General features: G+C 60.6%; 19 protein-coding genes. 8 read left to right on the forward strand and 11 right to left on the reverse strand.

Annotated features, from left to right (window positions below):
* The first annotated feature begins 29 nt into the window (after positions 1-29).
* Together BUA54_RS17975 and BUA54_RS17980 are read left to right on the forward strand one after the other, a co-directional pair.
* Positions 30-821, forward strand: coding sequence for an NAD-dependent epimerase/dehydratase family protein (locus tag BUA54_RS17975; RefSeq protein ID WP_072858668.1), 792 nt, complete (start codon positions 30-32; stop codon positions 819-821).
* Positions 818-1,432, forward strand: coding sequence for a sugar transferase (locus BUA54_RS17980; RefSeq protein WP_072858651.1), 615 nt, complete (start codon positions 818-820; stop codon positions 1,430-1,432). The genes BUA54_RS17975 and BUA54_RS17980 overlap by 4 nt, the downstream gene beginning before the upstream one ends.
* 234 nt (positions 1,433-1,666) lie before the next feature.
* On the opposite strand, the gene BUA54_RS20960 is transcribed toward BUA54_RS17980, so the two are convergent.
* Positions 1,667-2,182 (reverse strand): hypothetical protein, encoded by a 516-nt coding sequence (locus BUA54_RS20960; RefSeq protein WP_143155500.1) that lies wholly within the window; start codon positions 2,180-2,182, stop codon positions 1,667-1,669.
* 164 nt (positions 2,183-2,346) lie between these two features.
* On the opposite strand from BUA54_RS20960, the gene BUA54_RS17990 reads away from it, so the two are divergent.
* The 5 genes from BUA54_RS17990 to BUA54_RS18005 all read left to right on the forward strand — a co-directional run bounded on the left by BUA54_RS17990 (position 2,347) and on the right by BUA54_RS18005 (position 12,496).
* Positions 2,347-4,239, forward strand: coding sequence for a polysaccharide biosynthesis protein (locus BUA54_RS17990; RefSeq protein ID WP_072858653.1), 1,893 nt, complete (start codon positions 2,347-2,349; stop codon positions 4,237-4,239).
* A gap of 330 nt (positions 4,240-4,569) precedes the next feature.
* Positions 4,570-5,931 (forward strand): phosphomannomutase, encoded by a 1,362-nt coding sequence (locus BUA54_RS17995; protein WP_072858654.1) that lies wholly within the window; start codon positions 4,570-4,572, stop codon positions 5,929-5,931.
* A gap of 441 nt (positions 5,932-6,372) precedes the next feature.
* Entirely contained in the window at positions 6,373-10,674 is a 4,302-nt protein-coding gene (locus BUA54_RS18000) for a glycosyltransferase (protein ID WP_084114564.1), read from the forward strand.
* A 141-nt stretch (positions 10,675-10,815) separates the two neighbouring features.
* A complete protein-coding gene (locus tag BUA54_RS20965) occupies positions 10,816-12,186 on the forward strand; it encodes a hypothetical protein (RefSeq protein WP_143155501.1) in 1,371 nt (456 codons plus the stop codon).
* A gap of 106 nt (positions 12,187-12,292) precedes the next feature.
* Entirely contained in the window at positions 12,293-12,496 is a 204-nt protein-coding gene (locus BUA54_RS18005; RefSeq protein ID WP_072858656.1) for a helix-turn-helix domain-containing protein, read from the forward strand.
* A gap of 139 nt (positions 12,497-12,635) precedes the next feature.
* Here the strand turns inward: BUA54_RS18005 and BUA54_RS18010 are convergent, their stop codons facing one another.
* The 10 genes from BUA54_RS18010 to BUA54_RS18055 all read right to left on the reverse strand — a co-directional run bounded on the left by BUA54_RS18010 (position 12,636) and on the right by BUA54_RS18055 (position 24,757).
* Complete coding sequence (locus tag BUA54_RS18010; protein WP_072858657.1) at positions 12,636-13,304, reverse strand: ABC transporter ATP-binding protein; 669 nt, start codon at positions 13,302-13,304, stop codon at positions 12,636-12,638.
* A gap of 3 nt (positions 13,305-13,307) precedes the next feature.
* Positions 13,308-14,498, reverse strand: coding sequence for a KpsE/RkpR family capsule polysaccharide export protein (locus tag BUA54_RS18015; RefSeq protein ID WP_072858658.1), 1,191 nt, complete (start codon positions 14,496-14,498; stop codon positions 13,308-13,310).
* Positions 14,499-14,768: 270 nt separating this feature from the next.
* A complete protein-coding gene (locus BUA54_RS18020; protein ID WP_072858659.1) occupies positions 14,769-15,062 on the reverse strand; it encodes a hypothetical protein in 294 nt (97 codons plus the stop codon).
* Entirely contained in the window at positions 15,052-18,066 is a 3,015-nt protein-coding gene (locus tag BUA54_RS18025) for a rhamnan synthesis F family protein (RefSeq protein ID WP_072858660.1), read from the reverse strand. Before BUA54_RS18025 ends, BUA54_RS18020 begins: the two co-directional genes overlap by 11 nt.
* A gap of 8 nt (positions 18,067-18,074) precedes the next feature.
* On the reverse strand, positions 18,075-18,908 hold the full coding sequence (locus tag BUA54_RS18030; protein ID WP_245810787.1) for an ABC transporter permease: 834 nt from the start codon (positions 18,906-18,908) through the stop codon (positions 18,075-18,077).
* Between the two features lie 179 nt (positions 18,909-19,087).
* The gene (locus BUA54_RS18035; RefSeq protein ID WP_072858662.1) at positions 19,088-19,708 is read right to left on the reverse strand and encodes a sulfotransferase family 2 domain-containing protein; all 621 of its coding nucleotides are present in this window, start codon (positions 19,706-19,708) and stop codon (positions 19,088-19,090) included.
* A complete protein-coding gene (locus BUA54_RS18040; protein WP_178352786.1) occupies positions 19,705-22,182 on the reverse strand; it encodes a glycosyltransferase in 2,478 nt (825 codons plus the stop codon). The genes BUA54_RS18035 and BUA54_RS18040 overlap by 4 nt, the downstream gene beginning before the upstream one ends.
* 56 nt (positions 22,183-22,238) lie before the next feature.
* Positions 22,239-23,471 (reverse strand): LicD family protein, encoded by a 1,233-nt coding sequence (locus BUA54_RS18045; RefSeq protein WP_072858664.1) that lies wholly within the window; start codon positions 23,469-23,471, stop codon positions 22,239-22,241.
* 7 nt (positions 23,472-23,478) lie between these two features.
* Positions 23,479-23,874 carry a glycerol-3-phosphate cytidylyltransferase gene (gene tagD / locus BUA54_RS18050; RefSeq protein WP_072858669.1) on the reverse strand — a complete coding sequence of 132 codons (396 nt, stop codon included), beginning with the start codon at positions 23,872-23,874 and terminating at the stop codon, positions 23,479-23,481.
* Positions 23,875-23,944: 70 nt separating this feature from the next.
* Positions 23,945-24,757, reverse strand: coding sequence for a sulfotransferase family 2 domain-containing protein (locus BUA54_RS18055; protein WP_143155502.1), 813 nt, complete (start codon positions 24,755-24,757; stop codon positions 23,945-23,947).
* A gap of 144 nt (positions 24,758-24,901) precedes the next feature.
* Between BUA54_RS18055 and BUA54_RS18060 the strand changes: the two genes are divergently transcribed.
* The coding region (locus BUA54_RS18060; protein ID WP_143155503.1) for a dTDP-4-dehydrorhamnose 3,5-epimerase family protein at positions 24,902-25,164 on the forward strand (263 nt) is incomplete at its 3' end.

Consider the following 25,164-nt stretch of genomic DNA (forward strand, 5'->3'; position numbering starts at 1 on the left):
CGTATCCGGGCGATCTGTACGAGGCGCCGATGACCAAATTCACACAGACGGGCCCCTTGATCTTGGGGGCCTCGGGACGCGTGGGACGCGCGCTGGCCAGGGCTTGGCCTGCGGGCGCGCCCGCCCCCCTGCGCCAGAGCCGCGATGGGGCAGGGGGCATGCTGGCCTGGGATATCCTGAACGCCCCCGCGCCGGATCTGCCGCCCATCGACAGCGTCGTCGTGCTGGCCGGGATTGCCCGAGGCACGGACAAAGCTTTGACGCTGAACACCTCGTTGGCGCAGACGGGTGCGGACCTAGGGGAAAGGCTGGGCGTACCGGTACTTGTCGCGTCGTCACAGGCGGTCTATGGCTCACAGCCGGGTCTGCTGCGAGAAGATCAGACCCTGAAACCCACCAGCGCCTATGGTCGTGCCAAGGCCGCAATGGAGGCCGCCGTCACCGGCCCCCATGTTACCCACCTGCGGATCGGCAACGTGGCGGGCTGCGACGCACTGGCTGCGGGGATCGCGCAGGGGGGGGTGGTCCTGGACCGCTTCGCGGACGGGCAGGGACCGCGCCGGGCCTATTGCACGCCACACGACCTGGCGCGAGTGCTGATCGGTTTGGCGGCTGCGCCGGCCCGGCCACCGGTGGTGAATATCGCGCGCCCGGGCATTGTTGCGATGGCGGATGTGCTGGATGCGGCGGGCGTTGCCTTCAACTGGACCCCGGCTCCGGCCGAGGCGCTGCCCGAAATGGCACTGGATGTGACCCTGTTACAAGGCATCTGCCCCCTGCCCCCCGCCGATGCGGCGGCCGTGGCAGGGGCGCTGGCATGACGCCGGGAAAGCGTGCGCTAGACCTGACTCTCGCGATTCTGCTGGGGGTGGTGCTGCTGCCGGTGCTGGCGGTGCTGCTGGTCGTACTAGCGGTGAGCGAAGGGCGCCCGCTGTTCTATGTCTCCGAGCGGATGCGCGCACCAGGGCGGCCCTTCGGCCTGATCAAGCTGCGCACCATGCCGACGGGGGCCGACCAGGCCGGCGGCGTGACGGGGGGCGACAAGCAACGCCAGCTGAGCCGGATGCACCGCCTGCTGCGGCACACCCGCGCGGACGAGATCCCGCAGCTTGTGAACGTGATCCGCGGCGACATGAGCCTCGTGGGCCCGCGCCCGCCCCTGCGCCGCTATGTGGAGGACTATCCAAAGCTTTACTGTGTCGTCCTGCAAAGCCGGCCGGGGATCACCGGTCTGGCGAGCCTCGTCTACCACAGCTACGAGGAGCGTCTGCTCGCCGCCTGCACCACACCCGCCGAGACCGATGCGGTCTATCGCCGCCGCTGCGTGCCCGCCAAAGCGCGTTTGGACCTGATCTATGCACGGCACCGGTCCCTATGCTGGGATCTAGTCCTGATCGGGCGGACGGCACTAAAACCATTTTGCAGAGATTAGATGTAGTCGATCTGCGCGGCGAGCATGGCCCAATCGGAGATATGGTCCAGCGCCAGGCGGTTGCCCCGCTGAAGTCCAGCACCGTATCACCGCCAACCACGGTCGCATGCAAATAGCACGTCGGACCGCATCAGGTTACCGTTCCACAGGTCGGATCCCAGTGATAGGCGATCCAGCCCGCTGTTGAAATCGGTAATCCGGTCGGCACCGGTGATGAAGACGAAGGTGCTGGACCTAGGCCCGCCGGTCCTCACGTCGATCCCGCCGCCGTCTCACGGGATGTCGTCGCCCACGCCGCCTATGACGATTTCGGTGCCTGGGGTGCGGGCCAGGGTCTGTTCCCTTGGGGCCACGACGAGGGCCTGCCCTTTGGGACCCGCGTAGTAGCGCAGGCGGGGTAATGCCGTGCTCGGAGCTTGAGGTCACGAAAATATCGAGTCCGTTGCTGTTACCTCGCACCGCGATAGCGGAGACGTTGTTGAGGGTCATGGCCGAAGTGTCGGCGCGGGTCAGCCGCTGCCCGTTCGGCAGTAGCTTCAGCAACGTGATGCCATCGTCGCCGCTGCCCGCAATGACGAAGACGTCGCCCCGGTAACTCATCACCTCGAATGCCGCGACATCGCGGAAGCGGGTGTCGCAGGTATCGAGCAGGTGATCGGTGATGGTCAGTGAGCCGGTCGTGGCATAGAGTTGTCCGCTTTGAAGCGCGAGGTCGGTGAGGTGAGAGATATTGGTGGCGCGGGCGCACATGACTCTGGTGACCCGTGTCAGTTCTCCCACGTCGCGCTGCGCAGCCCGACCGGTGCAGCAGTGCCGCGGCCTTTCGCCAAAAACGGCCTGCGCGCTTGGGGATGCTTGAAAAATGCGGGCCGTGCGCCCAGAAGAACAGGGCAGTAAAGATAACGGAACCGATGATGTACAGATGGATCAGCGCCATGTCGCGCCGTGCCAAGCGGGCGCTGCTACTGAGCGTTGACGTGGCCCTGATCCCCGTAGCACTGCTGGCTGCGGCGGCCCTGCAGGGGACGCCGGGCCTTGATGAGGTGGCGCCTGGTGGCAGTATCGTCGCGCACTGGCTGGCGCTGCCTCTGCTGATGGCGATCGGCGGGCTGCTGTCATCCGTGCTGGGCTTGCCGCTGATCCAGCTAAAATCCTATGAGAGCCATGCCATCGTCCTGACCGGTGTCCATGCGGTGCTGCTGGGGCTGGCGGCGGCGGTGCTGGACGACATGGCGGGCTTCGCCACGCCCGTTGCGAATTTCATCAACTTTGCGCTTGTCTACTTCCTGCTGGCCGTCGCCACACGGATGGGGATGCTGCAGATCCTGCTGGGCATCTACCGGCGTGGACAGGACCAGTCCCGCCTGCTGATCTATGGCGCCGGCGCCACCGGGCGGCAGCTGGCCGCGGCCCTGCGCACGGACGAGACCGTGTTTCCCATCGCCTTCATCGACGACAATATCCATTCGCAGGGTACCATCATCCAAGGGCTGACGGTCCACGGGCCGATGGCCATCCCGAACCTGATCAAGACCCATGCCATCGACCGAGTGCTGCTGGCGATGCCTTCCGCCCCGCGGCCAAAGCAGGCGCAGCTGTCGCGCAAGCTTGAGGACATGGGCTTGGAGGTGCAGGCGGTGCCCTCCTTCGCGCAGCTGACGGGGCGGGTGCCGCTCCTCGACCAGTTGCAGCCGGTGGTGCCGGGCCGGTTCCTAGGGCGCGCCGCGCTGGACGCGGCTCTGCCCGACGGCGGCACCACCTATGCGAACCGCGTCATCCTGATCACCGGCGCCGGCGGGTCGATCGGGTCGGAGCTCTGTCGTCAGCTGCTGGGGCGGCGCCCGGCAAAGTTGGTGCTGTTTGAGATCAGCGAGCTGGCGCTCTACACCATCGACATAGAATTGCGCGCCCTGCTGCGCCGCCATAAAACTGAGATTGTGCCTGTGCTCGGGTCGATCACCGATGCGGGCCTAATGGCGCGGGTGATGGCGGAACACCGCATCCAGGTCGTCCTTCACGCCGCCGCCTACAAGCACGTGCCGCTGGTCGAGCGCAATCCGCTGGTGGGCATGTCCAACAACGTGCTGGGCACCCAGGTGCTGGCGCAGGCCGCGGCCACGGCGGGGGTCGAACGCTTCATCCTGATCTCTTCGGACAAAGCGGTGCGGCCGCAGAACATGATGGGCGCCTCCAAGCGCATGGCGGAACTTGTGGTGCAGGACCTAGCCAGTCGCAGTAAGGGGCGCACGGTCTTCACCATGGTGCGCTTCGGCAATGTCATGGGATCCTCGGGGTCGGTCATTCCACTGTTCCAGGATCAGATCGCCAAAGGCGGCCCGGTGACGTTGACCCACCGCGAGGTCACGCGCTTTTTTATGACGATTCCGGAGGCCGCAAAGCTGGTACTGGTGGCGGGATCCTTTGCCAACGGCGGCGACGTCTTCGTGCTGGACATGGGCGATCCCATTCCGATCTACGATCTGGCGCGGCAGATGATCGTGGCCGCGGGCTATACCTTGCGCGACGCGGCTAATCCCAACGGTGACATCGAGATCGAGATCACCGGCCTGCGCCCCGGCGAGAAGATCCACGAGGAGCTGCTGATTGGCGAGGGCCAGTTGACCACGCCGCACCCTAAGATCCTGCAGGCCAACGAGGCCGCCCTGTCCGAGATCGAGGTAGCCTCTGCCCTGAGATCGCTGCGCAAGGCGATAGATGCCGCTGACGAGGCCGCCCTGCGCACCGTCGTCGCCCGCTGGGTCGAGGGCGGGTCGCATTTCACGGGCGGCGCCGAGGGGCGAAGCTGAAGAACTTGCCGCGACTGAAATCGTGTTACAGGTCAATTGCAATGATCCGTCAGAGCGGACTCAGGCCGGAACCCCGCTTTTACGACATGTCTCGCGGCACTAGGTCAGAGGTATGGGGCAAAAAATATTCATAAAATGACCACCTATTTCCACGTTCAAGAAAATCCGACCGTGATGCGCTGTAACTAGTCGGGAAAAGCAGAAGTGGCGTTGCCGTTGCGACGCTTTGAGGAAACGGGTCGCACAGGGTTTTGCAGGTGATCGCACCAGGGTTTGCCGGGGCCGCGGGGCTCCGTTAAGACGGGCCGACGTTACTGAAAGGACACCCCCATGCCCCCAAAGTTCGGCACATCCGGCCTGCGCGGCCTTGTCACGGAATTAACCTCCGATCTAGTGGCGGATCATGTACGGGCATTTGTTCATGCCTGCCCAGTGGGTACCGGCCTGTTCGTAGCGCGGGACCTGCGGCCGTCCTCACCCGCGATCGCGGAGATGGTGATCGAGGCGGCCTGTGCCGAAGGATTGCGCGTGACCGACTGTGGCACGGTGCCGACGCCCGCGCTGGCGCTGGCCTCTATAAGGGCTGCGGCTGCGGCCATCATGGTGACGGGTAGCCATGTTCCCGCCGACCGCAACGGGCTGAAGTTCTATGTCCCCCACGGCGAGATCGATAAGGCGGACGAGACGGTGATCTTGGCGGGGCTGGGGCGTGCATCCGCCGGAAAAGTCGGAACGGTGACTGAAAACATGACCGCCGGGGCTAATTACGTGGCGCGCAACGTTGGCGCCTATGGCTCGGCGCTGACCGGGCGCAGGATTGGGGTCTACAGCCACTCTGCCGTAGGCCGCGACCTGCTGTTGGAGATCGTCGCAGGTCTGGGGGCCGAGGTGGTGGAACTAGGGCGGTCGGAGAGCTTCATTCCCGTCGATACGGAGGCCGTCGATCCAGACATCCGGGCGCAGTTGCAGTACTGGGCGAAGAAACATGCCCTCGATGCCATCGTCTCGACCGACGGGGACGGGGACCGGCCGCTGCTGGCGGACGAGACCGGAGAAATCATTGTCGGCGACATCCTCGGCCAGATCACTGGGCAGAGCTTGGAGGCCGAAATCGCAGTGACGCCGGTGTCATCGAACACTGGAGCGGAGCGTCTGTTCGGGCGGGTGGTCCGCACGAAGATCGGCTCGCCCTTCGTCATCGCTGGTATGGCGGAGGCGGGCGGCCGCGTCGTGGGTTACGAGGCGAACGGCGGCTTCCTGCTAGGCTTTAATGCGCAAGGCCCAGAAGGACCGCTGCCCGCACTTGCAACACGTGATGCGGTGTTGCCCTTTGTCGCGCCACTGGTGGCGGCCACGGGAGGGCTGCGCGCGCTGGTGGCGGCGCAGCCTGCTCGATTCACCGCTGCGGACCGCTTGCAGGAGGTGCCAACGGAGAAATCACATGCTTTGGTGTCGTCCTTCGATACCGATGCGGGGCGTCGCGCGGAATTCTTAAAGCTCTTAGGCGGGCAGGAGGCGGCGGTGGACCGCACCGACGGCCTGCGGATGACGCTGCGTGATGGGCGAATCGTGCACTTGCGCCCTTCGGGTAATGCGCCGGAACTACGGTTCTACGTAGAAGCCGACAGCCGGGAGACGGCACAGGCGACGCTAGCGAGGGTGCTGGCGATGCTGGCAAACGTTTTAAGTTGATAGCTTCGACTGAATGCAAATCATGAGCCGTCGGGAATCGTAGCGGAAAATTCCGTATTCAAACGGTCTAGTTTCTGAGGATCAGATCAACCGGTTCAGAGGTGAGGCGTAGGGTCAGCGCGTGGCTCACGCTACTACAATAAAAAAGCCCGCAATCATCGCATGGCCTGCTGACCCCGGCAGACGCCTATGATACTCATGACTCGAACATGAAAGCTCCCTCCCAACATGAAACTAATGCGAGAAGCTAAGGTGAGAGCTTATTGTGGCAGAAAAATGGTCGAAAAACTAAGGCTACTTCTGTATTCGTTAGCAGTCAATAAAAAGACAGTGCTATGCAAAGCGTGGGGAAACGTTTTTGGATCACTCAGATTTCCTGTGCTATAATAGCTAGGAATTAGTATAGATTTAAGAACTTACTGAAGGAAAATTAGTTTTAATATGTCGTCAAATAAAGAGATGCTAGCTACTTCAAACAAGCGCCTGCGAAATGCACTTCGCAGTCACGATGGAGTGGAAAAAATTAGAATTATAAAAATCGATAGTTTTATTACTTTTGCAATTGGCCTGATTCCTAAAAGTGGAAGTTTGGTAATTTACGCCATTTCTAGGCAAGCGGATTCGATTAACGTTGTCATCGTTCGTGATGGAAAGGCCCATGAGACCATGACTTTGATGGCCGTAAATGGTCTTAAAAAACTTTCGGAGCCTATGCTTTTCGGAAGCTTTACATGTTTCAGTCATGACATTCCGCACTCTGATCGCATTCACATAGTTTACGATGATAAGGTTCTTTTTGATGCCGATGTTGCTTGTATCGCGCCTTACGCGGGCCATGTCGATAAGATTCAGAATGGACGTATTTACGGCTGGGCAGTCGATTTCGGCCGTTCGCCTAGCGACACCAAGGTTGAACTTTTGATTGACGGTATTCCCTACGCAACCCGTTCGACGATAATTTTAAGGCCCGATGTTAATAAAACTTTTCCTGGCCGCGCCCTTAGCGGGTTTGAATTCAACGTGATTTTGGACGATTTGCCTTGGCATAAGGTAAATATCAGCGTACGCATTTCTGAAAGTTCATATATTTTAGATTCCCGAGAGCCTTATTATGAACCTAAAAGAGGTTCAGCCCATATCCTTGCGCCCTTGCAGCTTCAAAGCAGCGGAAAATCAGTCTCAGTTATTGTGCCGATTTACAACGCACCGCAAGAGCTACGTGAATGCATTAATTCTCTATTAATTCATACAAATTTTGGTGCTGGCAGACATCGCCTTATTCTTTCTGATGATGCAAGCCCTGATCCTGAGGTCGGTCAAGTTTTAAATGACTACGAAAACTACGATGGGTTCATTATTCTGCGCAATAGTATTAATAAAGGATATACTGGCAACATTAACTATGCGATTAGCGTTGCTAAATCTCTTGATCCTGAAGGAGATGTCATTCTCCTAAACAGTGATACGCGCGTCACCCCTCAATGGCTGGAACTGTTGCAACGCTGTGCGATGCAGCGTCCGTCTATTGGAACGGTTTCAGCCGTCTCGGACAATGCAGGCGCTTTCTCGATGCCACAAAAAAATAGTTCCAATCCTGTTCCTGCTTGGATGAATGAAGATGATTACGCACGCCTTGTGACACATGTAAGTGCGCTGACACACTTACGCGTCCCGACCACAAGCGGCTTTTGTATGTATATTCGGCAGAAAGTTTTTGCTGATATTGGTCTATTTGACGCAGAGAACTTTTCTCGTGGTTATGGCGAGGAAAACGATTTCTGCATGCGTGCCGGACATATTGGATGGGAGCATGTTATTGCAGATAATGTGATCGTTTATCACGAACGATCTGCCAGTTTTTTGGGTAGTAAAAATGCTTTAATGGATCGGGCGTCAAATTTGATTCCGGAGATGTATCCAGAATATAGCCAGGCTGTCTATCAGGCCTTCAGCCAGAGCCCCGATATCAATCTCATTCGTTTTAAGATTCAACATGGACAGTTGCGTCATACGAGGCTGCCGCGTCCACGGGTCGCCTTCGTAATTGGCGTTGAAAGCGGTGGTACCCCTCAAACCAACATGGACCTGATGTCGTCCATCCAGACAGACTATGAGCCTTATTTAATTCTATCCACTACAGGAACACTGCGCATTTTTCGCATTGTTGGAGAGGAACGGATAGAGGTTGAAAAAATTAACCTAGGCCATCGGGTTATGCCGATCGCTCATGATTCCGATAGCTATCGTACGGCTATTGCAGATATTCTGCAACGATATGCTTTTGAGCTTGTTCATATTAGACATATAGGCCGCCACGGTTTGAGCCTAATTCGTATTGCGCGTGACCTATCAATACCTGTTCTATTTTCGCTGCACGATTTTTATACTGTCTGCCCTAACGTTAAATTACTAGATGCAGAGAACCGTTATTGCGCTGGTCGATGCACAGAAGGGGGTTCCGATTGCAATATCGAATTATGGGATGGTCGCTATACGCCACCTCTAAAACGTGCATGGGTTTATAGTTGGCAGACAATATTTCGCCAAATCTTACCTTTGTGCAATGGGCTTATCACTACCTCTCCGTATGCCAGAGATCTAATTCGTAGTATTTATGGCCTAGAGGATACGCGTTTTGATGTAATTCCGCATGCCCGTGATTTCGATAACTTCAGTCATGAAGCTGCGCCTTTAGCTGCAAATGAACCATTGCGCGTCTTTGTGCCTGGTAACATTGTTCCTGCCAAGGGCCTCGATCTTATCCATGCAATAAAAGAACTAGACATTGATAATAAGATAGAATTCCATTTCGCCGGAACCTGCAAAGTCGATCTTTCCCGCTATGGTGTTTATCACGGTCCCTATGAACGAGCGAATTTTGGGGATGTTGTTAAATCGATTCAACCCCATGTCGGAGCCGTTCTTTCCATATGGCCAGAAACATACAGCCATACTTTGACAGAGCTATGGTCTTGCGGTGTCCCCGTAGTGACCAGTTCGTACGGGGCAACAGGTGAGCGTGTTGCTGAACATGGCGGGGGGTGGGCACTGACCAATATGGACCCGGCTCTTGTCTTTGCGTTTTTTGTCGGCCTGAGCGGAAATTCGGATGAGATTGAGACACGCCAAACAGAGGTGATGGAGTGGCAACTCGGTTATGGTAGAGACTATAGCATCGCTATCATGGCTGAACGTTACAAGCGCTTGTATCGCCAGACCCTGCGCCGTGCGCCTGGCCGCGAGCTTGAAGCGGTTGTCCTACCTTTTGGGGGCCAGCTAGGTGCTTCTCAGCCTACGACGCATTTAAACGAACTTCTGGACGGAACAGGGGCGGGCATACATGTCATGGTCTGGCCAACGCCGACGTTACATATGCTGGACAAGATTGGTGTGCCGGATCATCTGGTCATCCGATATCATGATGAACCTTCTGAACTAGCCGACCCGTGCAAGGATCTTGCAGATGCACAAACCACTGCGCCGGGGATGAAGCTAGTGTTAGAAATGGCCGCCGATGCCATCGCCTTACCCATGGCAGAGGACTATTTGACGGTCCGACCCGCCCTCGTTTGGCTACTTGCAAATGCTGATCTAATCATTGGTCCAGCAGAATTGATAGCGAAGTCGGACATGCTGCGCGATATCGATCTTGCGTCGATGGTACCTCAATTAGAAAATATGAAGCACCTGCCAAATCTTGCGCTGCCAGCACCTGCATCGTTGCTGCCAGCAGGCAGCAGTGACGCCTCAGCTATTTTCGCGCAACGCTTGGAAGCAGAAGTGGTTGATGGAGGCTCTGCCTGCATCTTCCGTCACAATGAAGCCTTGGTCGCCGCGAACTTTACATTAATCGACTGGAACGCAATGCTTGGAACGCCACGTATTCCAGGAATGGTATCCCTAATTATGCCGACATTTAATCGCGTGGGCCTTACCGAAAAATTTCTGCGCTCGATCTTGTCCATCACCCAAGAAACAACAGAGTATGAAATTATCATTGTCGACAACGGTTCTGTCTCGGAAGCGCGAGATCAAATCAAGATGCTGGCAGGGATAGACCCGCGTGTACGTGTAGTATGCGCAAATACACCGCTTATGTTTTCTGTAGGCTGCAACTATGGTGCCTCATTTGCGCGAGGCGAGTATATTCTATTTGTCAACAACGATATGGAGGCGATAGAGGCCGATTGGCTGGATGCTTTGATCAAACCCCTTCGAGAGCAGCCGAAAATTGGTATTACGGGGGGGCGACTTCTTTTCAGCGACCGCACTATACAACATGCTGGCTTGGTATTTTCAAATCAAACAAATATGGCCTATCATGCCTATCTTGGTGAACCGCATGACGCCCCACATGTCTGCAAGCAACGTATCATGCAAGCGGTTACAGGAGCTTGCATGGCACTCAGGGCTACCGACTGGGCCAAACTGCGCGGCTTCAATCCACTCTTTCTCAACGGTTGTGAAGACGTCGATTTGTGCCTGAGGATGAAACGCGTGCTTCAGCGCGACACATTATATGTTCCTGAATGTCTGCTATTACACCTTGAAGGAAAAAGCCCTGGGCGTGGTCGGTTCATCCTGCCTAACCGATTGATTTTTAGCCGACTTTGGGGTGAATTTATTAAGCCCGACGATCAGTCGCTTTACAGCCAAGACGGCTTTAAATCAGTTCACTATACTGCTGGAAGCCCTTGGCTCGCTAAAGAATATCAAACCGTATCCGTGTCCTTAAGCAGCTAGCTTTCAATCATTTTTCATATTAATTCTTGCTGATAAACTGGACTTGAGCTGATCCGTTGGGCTGTGGCAGATTGAAGACGGACATCTTATAGACTCGATCACACAAACTGCATTTGCTAACCCTGAAAAGTAAAAGTTATCATGAGCAACAATGGACAAGAAAAACGAACGTGTATTCTAGTGCTTGGGATGCACCGTTCAGGAACATCTGCGCTTACGGGAGCTTTAACTCGGGTTGGTATAGATGGGCCTGCCACTCCAATGGATAGCCACGACACAAACTCTAAAGGTTTCTTCGAGTCTAAAGATATATGGAGATTTCATGAAAATTTGCTCTCATCGGCGGGCTCGTCTTGGGATGATTGGCGAGCCGTAGATCCAGTGTGGATAGAATCTTCACAAGGTGTGGAGTTTAGTAATAAAGCTCTTGAGCTGATAGATAAGGAATTTAACAATTCTAGTTATTTTGTACTAAAGGACCCTCGTGTCTGTCGTCTTGTGCCGTTTTGGATTAATGTCTTTAAGTTGGCAGAGGTTTCGCCGGTTGCATTTCATATTCATCGCCATCCTGTTGAGGTAGCTGCATCTCTTCAAAGCCGGGACGGCTTTGCTTTTGAATATTCTTATCTTTTATGGCTGCGCCATATCCTAGATGCTGAGTTGGGTAGCCGACAGATACCTCGTATCTTTACAAGTTTCTCGCGATTTCTTAAGGATTGGCCTCAAGTGCTAAACCAAGCACAGGATGTATTCGGGATCCCTTGGCCAAATTATTCATCTCCAGTGTTCGATGAGATAAATAGATTTATTACCTTAGACATGAAGCATCATAATGATGATAAAAAATTTGAGAAGAGTGACTCTAATATATCAATTTTGCTGTGTGATAGCTTGTTGATTATGGAGCGATGGGTGCAGGGGGAGGGTGAACGAGGGGACCAAGATAAGCTTGATGAAATCCGGCAAGAGCTTAACGCAGCGGCTGATGTGTTCGGATCGGTATTGTACAACACCCATGGTGCGGTGCGAAAAATGAAAAAGAGTAATGAAGTATTAGTTTCTCAGAAGGATGAAATATTGGAACGAGAAATAAAAATGCAACTTGAGATAATTGAAATTCAGAAATCAGAGCTCTCTAAGTTACGCATTAGTTTCGAAAATAGTCTCAATGAACTTAAATTGGAATTGGATTTGATACGTAAAGAACGGGCAGCTGAACGTCTTGCTCAAAATGTGGAGATTGAGCGCGTAAAGAAGTTAGAAAGTGATTTATTTGAAGAAAAGTCAAAAAATGAAAAATTGATAACTTCGAATAGAGCTGAGCTAGTTGTTTATCGGAGTGAAGCAAAGCGATACGAAGAAAGTGAAAGAAATCTCGCTCTACTCCGGTCGGCTTTGGCAAAAGAAAAAGCAGCACGTCAGGACATATATAATTCAAATTCATGGAAGGTCACTGTGCCTTTACGATGGGCGTCTTTGTACTTGCGAAGGTACCCTCGTAGGCGCGATTGAACTGACTCCTGCTTTGACCGGACACTCTTGCATTGAGCAACTGCCCGAAGATCGGACAGTGACTGAAGCTACGGTCTGACGTCTGCTGGTCTCCAAGAGCGAGAAGATGAGCATAAAGAAATGCAGGAACCATGACGCGTGGTTCAAGGTCGGCGTTGCGCTGGAAGCCTTGAAGGGTGAGCGCACGGTGCCGGAGTTGGCGGCCAAATGTGGCGTGCATCCGACGATGATCTATCAGTGGAAAAGGGCGCTGCTTGATGGTGCGTTTAACACCATCGAAACAGATTCGCAGGTGCAGGCAGTAGCTTAAATCAGCCGGGCATCTGTCTAAAGATCGGGGAGTAGCTCAGCCCATGACGTTTAAGGACCGCGCAATGCAAACCTAACCCTGTGTCCACGAAACCGGCAGAAGCTCAATGCCTGATCACGAGGAATCTCCGAGTTCAAAATTACTCGTCCTCGTCAGTACCCATGTTCTCGTGATGTTGGGCGATCGCCTCCTCGACATCATCGTAGTAGGTGAGCTTGCCGTTCTCGAGCACCGCGCCCGCAGTGCAGAACTTGCGCAACTGGGTCATGGAATGCGTGACAAAGACCGCCCCCGCGCCCTTCATTCGATTGATGAAGGCGATCCTGCTCTTGCGCTTGAAGGCCGCGTCGCCGACGGCCGTCACCTCGTCCACGAGATAGGTGTCGAACGGGATCCCGATCGAGATCCCGAAGGCCAGCCGGGATTTCATGCCAGACGAATAGGTGCGCACCGGCGCGTGGAAATGGCCTCCGAGTTCCGCAAAATCTTTGACGAAGTCCTGCAGTTCCCCTGTATCGACGCCGTAGATTCGGGCCACAAACTTGGTGTTTTGCGCGCCAGTCATCTGCCGGTTGAAGCTGCCGGCGAAGCCGACAGGCCATGACACGGTTCCCGTCGTCTCGATCGTGCCGCTATCGGGCTTGGCGGTACCGCCGATCATGTCCATCAGTGTGGACTTGCCCGCACCGTTACGCCCTAGCAGGCCCACCGCCTTGCCAGGCGGAAAGGTTGTCGAGACATCGTCGAGGATGATCTTGCGTCCCTCTGGCGTTGCGAATGTCTTGGTGACGTTCCGAAACCGGATCATCCGCTATCTCCGGTCCCGCAGGGCATAGTAGATTAGGCAGGCGATGGACCAGATAAGGAGACTGAACAGGACGAGCAGACCCAGGATCAGGCCGCGTTGAGGGTATTCCGACTTCTCGGCCAGGGTGGGGGTGATGTAGGCCGCCAGATAGAGGCTTTGCCGGCTGGCTGCGGCACGGGCTCCATCCAATGCGGCCAACGCCGCCGCATAGGTGGTTTCCGCATATTCGCGTTCCACCGTCAATCGTTCGAAATCCGAGATGGTCCGGGCGTATTCCACGCCATCCTCGCCGCCGCCGCCCTTGCCGAACTTCTGCCGCTCAGCGGCGATCAGCTGCTCGATGACCGCGAGCTTGCGGCGGGCCTGATCGAGGCGCGGATCAGTGCTGCTAGCGGTCTCACGCAGCTGCTCGAATTCGATGAGCGCGTTGGCCTGCTGGGTCTGCAGAGTGCTGAGCAGGCCCATCTGGGTCTGGATATCGGCATTAGGGTCGACGATCTGGTTAGCCAGCCGAAACGCGGTCAGCGCCTCTCGCGCTGTCTTGAGCCGTTCCAGCGCAAGATCGAGATCCTGCTGGGCGTAGCGGGTTGCATCGTCGCGGACGACATCGGACAGTGCGTTGATCATGCGCGAGCTTTCAGCGTAGATCGCCTCTGCGATCTGCCGCGCGTCGGCGGGGTCGAAGGCCAGCACCGTCAGTTCCGTCAGGCCCGTGGTATTGTCGTAGGAGATTCGGACCATGCGCTGCCAGTAGTCGGTCAAATCCTCGATGGTGCCATTCGTACTGTAGCTCAGCAGCGGATCGGTGTCGGCATGGCGGGTGTACATTTGCTCCAAATCGAGCGTCGCACCGACCTTGCGCACGATCTCCTGCGAACGGATGAACTCGTAGAGGATATTGGCGTCGCTGGCACTGCCGCCGCCGCCCAGGCTCGCGCTCAGGCCACCGAGAAGGTCGCTTGCACTGGTTCCATCCTCGGAGCGGACGGTGAATCCCAAGGTAGAGGCATATTGATCGGCTGCGCGGGTATAGAGGTAGAACCCCGAGGCCAGGATCGGCAGGAGGACCATCACGACGAAGCTGAGGGCCAGCACCCTGTGACGCCGCCGGCCGCGGGCAGGACCGGCAAAGGGGGCGGCCTCGCGCAAGGCGCGGCGCCGGGGCGTGCTGTCGTCGGTGGTGGTGTCAGTCATCGCAGTGTCTTTCCGTGCCGTGGCTGCCCTTCTCTACCGCGTCGCCTGCGATGGTGCCATGCGGATCGCACCGAGTGACATCCGGCCCGCGCCGCCCCTAGGTGCCTCGGCGCCGGGAAGGTGTTCAAAATCGGGTCCGGCACCAGCGGAGCCTGCGTGAGACGCTTGATGCGGTGCAGTTGGCCCGGGGCCGGCGATCGAACTGGGCGAGGGACTGCGCTGCACGGCAGCGTGGTGGTCGATGCCGCGCGGCTGACCGCCGGGACGATATCATCGGGATGAAGGCTGAGGCCGCAGGCGCCGCCGCAGTGCGCGCAGGGGGGCGGCAAGACGCCAGGGCAGGCTGGTCCTGATCTCGTCCAGCCGGCGCTCCGCCAGGGCCCTGTCGCGGGTAGCCTTCTGTTCGCGGACCTGTGCGGCCCCCACGTCGGCCTCGAGTGCGAGGACCATGCGCTGCAGGGTGGCCAGTTCCGCGTGGCACCGCGCCAGATCCGCGCGCAACCGTTCGATCTGCGCGGTCTGGCCCGTCTCGATGGTCCGGATTGGCTGGGTGTCATCCGACATTGCGGGTCTCCTTCAGCAAGGCATCGAAAATGTCAGAGAGCTGCGCCGCCGTCCGGTCCGGGTCGTGGGCCGCGGTGATAGCTTGCTGCGCGGCCGCACCGATCCGGCGCAGTGCCGCCGGATCCCGCAAGAGGTCCCGCAGACGGTCGGCCCAGTCCTGCGGGTCGGGAACCAGATACCCTGTCACGCCGTCGTCGATCATAACGCGCAGGGCGGACAGGTCGGTGCCCAGTGTCGGGACACCTTGGCAGGCCGCCTCGAGGATGGGGGTTGCGGGGCAGGCCGCGTTGTAGGCCGTCGCCTCCAGCGGCATGAGGTTCAGATCCATGCCAGCCAGAAATGTCTGACGTGCACGATCAGGCATCGGTCTGTAGCAGCGCACCCGGTCGGCGGGCAGATCCAGTGCCGTTTCCTTTGCGTCCACAAGATGCAGGACCGCGTCCGGGTGATCCGCCAGCGCCGCCCCCAGGCCGGGCAGGCAGACCGCAAGATCGCGCGCGGCGAGGGCGGTGCCCGCTGCGCAGCACAGGTGCAGCCTTGATCGCGCCGGCCGCGGCCGGACTGTCATAGCGTCCGCGGGCAGGCTGCCCGGCAGGACATGGATGGACTGCGACGGGTGCAGCAGCCCCGCCATGATCCGCGCGAGCTCCGGCGTGGCGACCGTTACCGCATCGGTCAGGTCCAGCAGCGCCGCCGTCTCGGCGCTGTGCCAGGCCAGTGCATTGGCCCTGAGCGGATCGTCCTGCACCTGCGGGCTGCCGGCGAAAACCGGCCAGACGGCCACCGGGCTATCAATATCGCAGACCACGAGGCCACCGGTGCCGCGCACGGCCTCGATCAGGTCGCGCCGGTGCAGGGTCGCCGCGGCCGCTTCGGCGGGCGGGCGGTCCAGTGGTGCCGACAGGCCGATGAAGCAGACCGCCTCGACGCGGGTCAGCACGTCACGGGCCACATGGTCGATGTCCATCGCGACGCAGGTCCAGCCGCGCCGCTGCAGGCCATCCAGTCGTGCGAAAAGTCGTGCGCGGTTGCGTGCCATGGCGCGCGGGTCGTAAAGGAAGACCACCGACCGGGGTGTCTTCGTGTCTGGCCTGACGTATCCCGCCAGCAGGGCGGACCCCGTTGCGCGTGCGGCGATCTCTGCCAGCAGCGTGCGGGGGGCTGGCCGGGAGGGCGCACCAGGTCGTGGCACCTGCGCGATGACGTCGTGAAGGCCCGGATCGAGAGGCCAACCCAGATCCGCCCCGTTGGCCCCCCTCACGAAGACGGTCCGGCAGCGCGCCAGCATCTGCTGCCCGGCCAGCGACCGAAGCGGCAGGCTGACGATGGCATGGCCGTCCTGCGGGATCGCCCGTCCGCGGGTCAGGATCACCTTGACGCGCTGCGGATCGTCGGCCACCGCCGCCAGAACCCGCGCAGCGTCGTCGGTCAGACGCCCGTCGCCCGCGGCGGCGACGAAGGCCCAGTAGTGATCGTAGGTCGGCGTTCCGGCATCGAGCGCCACGAAATCCGCCTCCGACAGCGGCAGCCGGGGGGCTGCGCCATGCTCCATGATCTGGCGGTTCAGGACCAGCGTCTCGGGCGGGACGACCCGCATCAGATGCGCCGCGATCTCGGCCACCGGTGTGACACTGCCCAGCCGCGGCAACTGCGCCTCCCAATAGGCGGTCGCCGTGATCCCGAAGGGATTGGCGGCCATCAGGAAGCGTTTGAGGAGGGGAAAACCGTTCTCGAGCAGATCGAAGGCCACAGCACTGTAGACAGGGTGGTCCCGCGTGACATGGTCCACGGCGGTGTCGAAGGCATAGCCCAGCCCGATCAGGAAACGGGTCAGCCCGACCTCGTAGCGGCGCACGATCACGCGCTTGTTGCGGACCGGGCGCACGGCATCCAGCACCCGGCGGAAGCGCGGATCGGCGATGATGTCCCGGCGCAGGGCGAGGAAGTAGCTGCCGATGTGAAAGTCGTAGGTCGGATCGTCCTCGAAGTGGTCGATCAGCCCGCCGCGGATTTCGGCCATGGACAGGCGTTCGGACGCAGGAAAGGGTTGCAGCGCGCGCGCCCCGGCCATGCCCTTGGTCGCTTGCATCCCCCACCAGGCGCAAGGTCGGTCCCGCATCATGGCCAGGGTCGCGTCCAGGGGTTGCACCAAGTAGCAGCTGTCGTTGACCAGCAGCACCTCATCATATGTGGAGAGCCGGTCCCAACCGATAAGATCGCGCGCAAGCAGGCTGTAGGAGCCCATGTCGTAGGCCCCGTGACGCCGTGCCCAGGCTCCCTGCACGATGCCGTCAAGTTGGGCCAGTTCTGCCGGAATCATGTCGCAGTCGGCCAGGTAGAAGACATCCGCATGGCGCGCGAGCTCTGTCAGATAGCGTAGCACCGTGGCGTCGATCCGGCCGGCGGGGTCCCATCCGGCGAAGAGGCAGGCGCGGCGCGGCGTGGGCGGCAGGGGCCGGGCGGTCGCGGGATCGAGGCGGACCGGGCGTGGCGGCATCGTGGCCAAGCCCAGGGCGGCGCCCGTCTTGCGGTAGTGGAGCAGCGGGTTGACGGTCGCGGCGTCATAGGTGTGGCCGTGGGTCTGTTCGTACCAGACCACGTCGAAATCGGGGTTGGGACGGCGACCATCCTTCCAGCCGACCTGCATGAAGTGGTCGCAGGGTCGCCAGTTGCGGTGGTCGATGTGCGGGTTGGCCTGCAGGTAGAAGGCCGTGTCAAAACCGGCCGGTCCCTGCTGCGACCCCTGCTTCGACTCGTCCCGCAGGGTCGCGGCGGGCGGGGTGTCGAGGCCGTAGGCCTTTGCCAGCCGCGCGTGCAGGTCGCCATCGAGGCCGGCCAAGCGCGTCGGCAGGTCGGGGCAGGGCCAGCGTCCCAGAGGCAGGCCGAAGCGGGCGAAATGCGCCTCCGGGGCGAGACCGGTCAGCGTGACGTCCGGATGCCCGGCCGCATACCAGCGCGCATCGAACAGGCCCGCCTGCGCGATCGCTTCAGGTAGCGGTGTCACGCGATCCGTCACCGTTCGAGCACACGCTTATAATGGGCTCGCATGAAAATCAGGCCCAGCAGGATCAGGACCAGCGCTACACCGTAGCCGTAGGTCATCGAGATGTAGGTACCATCGTAGGTGGAATAGAAGCCGCGGCGGACTAGGCCTGTGACATGGATCAGCGGGTTCCACCACAGGATGTCCTGGACGAACCGCGGCAGGCTTTCGTAGAGGAAGAAGACCCCCGAGGCGAGGAAAAGTGGGCGCGACAGGATCGACCAGATCATCGACCAGACCGGGAACAGCCCGCCCAGCACGCCGTTGCACAACCCGACCCCGAGCCCCAGCAGTGCTGACATCACGAGGCCTTGGATCACCGGTACCATGTGGATCGTGGTATGCGTGTCGTCAGTCAGCAGGATGCCCGTGATCACGATGCAGAACACCATCAGAAGCGTCAGGAAGTTCAAAAGCAGCCGGGCCAGAATCGTGTCGATCCACGAGACCCGCGGATAGGAGAGCAGTGCGCGAGAATAGTTCAGCGCTCCTGCGATCTTGCCTGCAATGTCGCCGTACATATCGAAGGGCAAGAAGCCAGTAGCATAGAACAGGATGAAGCTCGTTCCTAGCGCCGGCGCGCGCACCAGTAGTGAGAAGGCTACCGAAAGCAAAAGCAGCATCCCCACCGGCTGCAGGATCGCCCAGAGATAGCCGCCGGGCGAATTGCCGTAGGTGCTTGCCATCTCGCGCAGCATGAGTGCCACGATGGATCGGACCGCGACGAAGCGCGGCTGTAGGGGCGGCCCCTGCAGGGGGGCCGGCCTTGTCGGGGCGGTGTCCATCTTAACGGCTGTGGTCATGGCGCCGCGCGCATCGCGGCGGGGTGCGCCGCCGGGATTGGCTGAAACGGTGTAGGCTGCATCCGCGATCTTTCCTGTGGTGTCTCAGCCGGCCTCGGAAGGGCCAGGCCATCCTGCATTGTGACCCTATTCTGCGGGCGTCCTGGCGGCGAGACCAAATGCGGCCCATCGGCACCGCATCAACGGTCTACGCTCAGGGACGGGATTTCCGTATCATAGTTATAGCCCAGTGGAGCGAAGTCGGCGTTGTAGAAGTGCAACGCCAGCGCGCGGGTCTCAGGCGACCAGGTCAGCGGTTCCTTGATGCTGGGCTGGCGGACATGGGTCTCGGGGTTAAGGGCGAGGCCCGTCATGACCGACAGCTGGCCGAAGATGACGTCCATGCCGTCCTCGAAGCGGAAAACCTTGATCTTCTTGCCGACGAATTCGTGCTGCGGGCGCATGTGATTGTCCAGCACATAGGGGTTCTTGGCGTAGGCTGCGATCTGGCGGCGCACCCAGGAATCGAAGGGCAGGCTCGCCTGCTCGAGGGTCTGCCGCCAGCGATACTCGCTCACCAGACGCGCGATTGGATGGCGGATCACGCAAAATCCCTTGTCGTAGAACTTTGGTGGCACGAAGGTGTCGAAGAGTTCTGCATGCATATGCTGCAGGTTGCAACGGACGAAATCCAGCCGCTTGTGGAAATGCAGCGCCCGCCGGGCCCCCGCCTTGCGCATCGCCGTCTCGACGCTGCTGCCACCGGTCTTGGGAATATGGGCGAAATAGAAGAGTTTTCCATTGGCGCTGAGCAAGGTCACGCGATGTCCCCCCCCATGGGAAGCAGCGCATCGAATTCGGCCAGCGCTGCCGTGTTGTAGGCTACGGGATCGAATGACTTGAAGCGGATCCGGCCCGCGACAAAATCCATCATTGCTTCGGAAAAGGCCAATGCATCCTTGCCACCAGCGATGAAGCCGTATCCGCCGCGCAGGGCCCCGCGCGATCCGGGGATGTCCGTCACGATGACCGGCTTGCCAAGCGCCAGCGCCTCGAGGATGACCATTGGCTGGCCTTCGTAGCGCGAGGGCAGCACAAAGCAGTCGGACCGGTCGAGCCAAGCTAGGGCGCGGTCCGAGAAACCCGGCATCTGCACCACGGCCGCCAGGCCGAGTTCATCGCGCCGGGTGCGTGTCTCCTCCAGCAGCGGGCCTTCGCCCAGAATCGTCAGGCGGGTATGCGGATGCCGGGCGTAAACGATGGCAAAGGCGTCCAGCAGCATCGCGTGGTTCTTCTCGGCCGAACAGCGGCCGATGGTAATGAAATTGATCGTGTCGGGCGATATCGGTTCCGGCAACGCGGCGCTGCGGCCTTCTGCGATACGCGCAAGGTTGATCATGTTGCGCACGGTGACCGGTGTCGCCGTAGCGTAGTAGGCCGAGAGGTTTGCGGTGTTCAGGTCCCGGGTCTCATCCGAGACCGCGACAATGCGGTCGAAGTAGCGATAGGTGAAGAACACGCCTTCCAGCAGCGGGAAGCGCAGGTCCCGTTCCGAGACCATGTCGTTGTGCTGATAGATGATGTGGCGGCGCGCATCGGCCATTGCCATGATCCAGGCCCACATCCGGCGGTAGCCGGAGAACTCGATGGCGGCCTCCAGCGCGACAGGGCCGATGATCCGGCGCGCCTCGCGGGTCATCGCGCGTTCCATCAGCGCGATCTGGGTGGGATCCTGCAGCCGGTTCTTGTCATAGAAAGCCCATTTGGCCGCCCGTTCGGCAGCTGTGTAGCCTTCGCGCCCGGTCCGGTGGACGACCATGATCGGGTCAGGCACCTGATCCATCAGGTCCCAGGCGTCCGGGTGCAGGGCCGCCCCGTCGGTCAGCACCATGACGTCGTGACGGTCCGTGTCGATGTGCGACAGCAGGTTGAGCGCCGAGGTGGTGATCCCGTTGCGCAGGAAGCCGCCCATCATGAAGGCGAGCACCGGCTTGTCGCTGGCGCTGACCGGTGCGGGAAGCGGGTCCGCATCATGCCCGCCGGCCCGCAGGATCAGATCCAGCGCGCGTGTGCTGGCCCGACCGTCCTCCTGCGCGACATAGGCCGCGCGGGCCGCGGCGACGATGTCGGCGGGAAAGGCGGAAGGCGCGCGCGGCGCGGCGCAGGCGCGGCGCAGCTCCTCGGGCGTTAGGCACAGGGTCGCGGGCAGGGTATCCAGCGCGATGTAAAGCCCGCGCGTGGCGCGGTAGGTTTCGAGATCCGGTACGAAGAGGACGGTGGGAATGTCGGCGGCCAGTGCGTCGAACAGCAGGCTGGAGTAATCGGTGACGATCACGTCCATGTCGGCCATGACCGCGTTGATATCAGCGTCGGGCGGCACCGGGCGGGTGGTGATCCCCCCGGTTCCGGTGGGAAGGGCGGACAAATCGTCCCGGTTGAAGTTGTGCGCCTTCACGTGCAGCGTCACCAGCGTCTCGCCGTCATGTGACAGGGCCGCGATCACGGCCGCGATCTCGGGAATCTGGGTCTCCGGCTCGCCCACGACGCCCTTCCAGGTGGGGGCGAAGAGGATGTGGCGATGCGCCGGGTCGGCCGTCCAGGCGGCGCGCAGGGCCAGTGTGCGGTCGATGCGCGGCGTGCCGATGTGGTAGGTCTTGCGCCGCCCCAGTGGCGCGATGCCCGCCGGTCCCAGCAGGTGGTCCGTCGCGTAGTCGCCCGCCAGCACGATGTGGCTGGCCTGCAGGAAGTTGCGCTGGCTGTTGGCATAGCGCGCGGGCGCGCCCTTCTCGTCGCGGAACATCGTCTTCAGCGGGATGCCGTGCCAGGTGTTGAGATAGATCTGGCCGTCGCGGCGCAAATACCAGGGTGGAAAGGTGGAGTTGTTGACCAGATATTTGGCGCTGGCCAGAAGACGGGGATAATCGTCACTGGCCCGGGGGATGATGCGCACGTCGGCCTGCCCGCGCAGATGCGCGGGCACCGCCGCGGGGACATCGACGACCCAGACGTGGGTGAATCCCGCGCAGCGCGGATCGCGTCGCGCCGCCTCGCAGATCGCGGCGGGACTGCAGGCGACGCTCGCGGCATGGAAGCTTTCGTAGAGGATTACCGAAGGGTCGAGGGGTGTGTCGATGTAATGGGTGCAGAACAGCCGTTCGGCCCGCGTGTTGCGGTTCAGAAGCTGCATCACGCGGGATTTGGCCCTTTCGTAGCTCGACCGGTAGCGGTCGAACCGGCGCAGCCTCAGGTGCAGCCTGACAAGGGAGTGCATGATCCTGGCGGGAGGTCGTGGCACGGGGTTGCGAACCTTTCTGGGAACCGGGCACGACAGGCGGTCCGGTCAATCAGCGTCTACCTACCGGGGTCGGTGGGCGCAGGGCAATCCCGATCCGCCGTCTGCCCCGCGCCCTGCGGCACGACGGCCAGCCTGGTGCCCTCCGCGCCACGGTGATGCAGATGACCTTCCTGCCACAGGACCAGCCGGGCGATCTGCGCTTCGCGTGCGGGGTGGGGGCGCAGGGCGATGCGCAGATGCTCGACCAGGGCCGCGGGATTGAACGGGAACCGCACGTTCGGGGTGCCGGTGGAACAGTTGAACCGGGTCACAGGGGTGCGCCAGTCGCCGTAGTTCTCGGTCAGGTAGCGGTCGGCGTCGGCGGGGCCGCGCACTGGCAGGCCGGCGATGGTGTAGTCGGCCAGGGCGAAGTCGTGATTGTCCCAGCGGTGCTTAGCCGATCCATGCCAGCGCAGGTCACCGTCCGGATGATGCACGAAGACATCGACGCCGATCCCGCTGGCGTGCAGCAGCCGGTAGAGTGCGGGCCGCGGCGTGTCGCGCCACAGCCCGTCCGGTTGCAGGGCAAGGTCGCGGTGGGGGCTGGTGTTTACCAGCACTAGGTCCTTCGTCGTCCCGATCTGCGCGCGAAAGGCTGCGTCGTCGAAATCCTCGGCGTGGATCCCGATGTCGATATCGTAGTCGTGGGCCAAAAAGGTGCCCTCGCGCACCGCGCCGAGGAAGGTGCCGGAGATGACATACCACGGCATCCTGATCTGGCGCAGTGCGATCAGGGCCGCGCGGGCCTCTGACAGGCCGAAAGCCGGGGCGGGACCGGCGGGCGCGGCGGCGGCCTCCAGGTCTGCGACCGGCATATCGTGGACAAGGGGGGCGGCGACGTCCTCGAAGGCCGCGATCGCCGTCGCCTGCGTGGTGGCGTCGGGCGCGGTGACGATCCGGTGCGCCAGCACGTTCAGCCGCGCCAGGCGGTCACGCGGATCGCAGCCCTTGCCCAGCCAGCCCTGCAGCGCATCGACAGTGGCGGGGGGCATTCCGGTCACGGGATCGAACAGCGGGGCCTGCAGTCCCGCCAGGCGGCCGATCGTGCTGTGGCGCAGATACCAGTTGAGCCGGTGGCTGCCGGTCACCCAGCGATCCTGCCGGAACAGTCCCGCCACCTCGCGGGCGAGGTCGGCGTGACCGGTCAGCGCCGCCACGGCAAGGCCCGCGAGACCGGCCATGGCGATACGTGACAATCGCCCGTGCGGACCGCGCAGCGCGTGCAGGGTGTCAAAGCGGCGCGTGTCCACCCTTGGCCTACCGGGCCGGGGCGCTGTGGATCAGCTTGATCGCGGTCGAGGAGATGCTGGGCGTGCGGGGCAGATAAGTCACCTCGCACAGGTCCGACAGGAAGTCGAACTTGCCGGCCCAATCGTCGCCCATGGTAAAGACATGGATGCCGTGGGTTGTCACGTCGTCGCGCTTCTGGTCCCAGTGATCCTCCGGGATGATCGCATCGACGTAGCGGATCGCCTCGAGCATGGCATGGCGCTGCGCGTAGTCGAAATGCGAGGCCTTGCCCTTGATCCGGTTGAAGGCGTCGCTGGACAGGGCCACGGTCAGGTGGTCACCAAGCGCACGGGCGCGCTGCAGCAGCAGGATGTGCCCGTAGTGCAACGTGTCGAATGTGCCGTAGGTGATGACCTTCTTCACGTCCTGCCCCGCACCTTTATCCCGGTCGCCATGCCCCTTGACGATCATGTCGGCGTTAGCACGTGGCAGGTCACGAGTTCAAGCGGGACGCCCGCGGGCGGCGGCTCGGTCTGGGGGGGGGCGAGTCGAGCCAGGTGGCGCACATTTCGTAGAAATGGATGTCTTGCACGTACCAGGTTGTCAAGTTGGCGCGCGCCTTCGCGCTCAGCGGCGGCACGTCACTATAGTCGTTGCGGTGCGATTTCGCATCGTCTCGGGTCGGGGTGAACTTGCCTGTCAGCCCCAGACGGCGCACGAGGCTGGCCCAGTCCGCCTCGAACCGTTCTTGGCGAAGGATCCAGACCGGCGGCTGCACTGTGAGCAGCGCGCCCCGGCTCTCAAACCAGTCGACCTGATTCTTCGAGGTGTGCCGGATCGACTTGATCGCGGCTATGGCGTCAAGGCCCCGTGCGCCGGGGGCGAACAGTGCTTCGGCCAGATCGTTGGCATGGGGAAATCGCTTGAAAGCCTGCCGTTCGTCCATGGTCCAAGGCACGTTCAACCGGGGCTGCCCCTTGCGCTTGCGGCTGTAGAAGCCGGAGACGAAGCGGGTCAGCGGATCGCGGATCGAGAAGAAGTAGGCATCCTCGCGGGTCAAGTCGCGCAGGTTCGTGTTGTGATCGTGCTTGACGATCCGCCAGCGGTCCTGAGCGGCGTTAACCTGCCGTGCAAGATGCCGGACCTGGGTTCCGGCCGCCTTGCCGATGTGTAGGAAATGCAGCACGCGGGCATTGCTGGCGGCGTCGGACGGATCGCCTGCGGCGACGCTGGGCAGAGTCTCTGGCACAATGGTTCTCTGGACTATAATGACGGTCCCACTAATGGCGATCTGGCCGCGGTGCATCAAGTCCGTATGTGGCGAACGGGCCCCTTCCTAGGCGCGACCCATCCCCGGTCCCGGTGGACATCACCGGGGAAGGAGCCGAAGGATGGATTTGGCCGCCGTCTTCGCCTATAGGCGGCGCAACGCTACGAAAGCAGACAACGGATGATGGAAACGACAGATCTGGACGGGGTAATAATCCTGACACCGCGTGTCTTTTCGGATGCGCGTGGCTCTTTCCAAGAGACCTACAACCGGCACACGTTGGCGGGTCTGGGGATCGACACGGTCTTCGTGCAGGACAACCAGAGCTGGAGCCGCGAGGCCGGTACCGTGCGCGGCCTGCATTTCCAGGCGCCACCCCATGCACAGGCCAAGATTGTGCGGGTGCTGGTGGGTGAGATCTTCGATGTCGCCGTCGACATCCG

It is taken from the genome of Loktanella atrilutea, assembly GCF_900128995.1.
Lineage (GTDB): Bacteria > Pseudomonadota > Alphaproteobacteria > Rhodobacterales > Rhodobacteraceae > Loktanella > Loktanella atrilutea.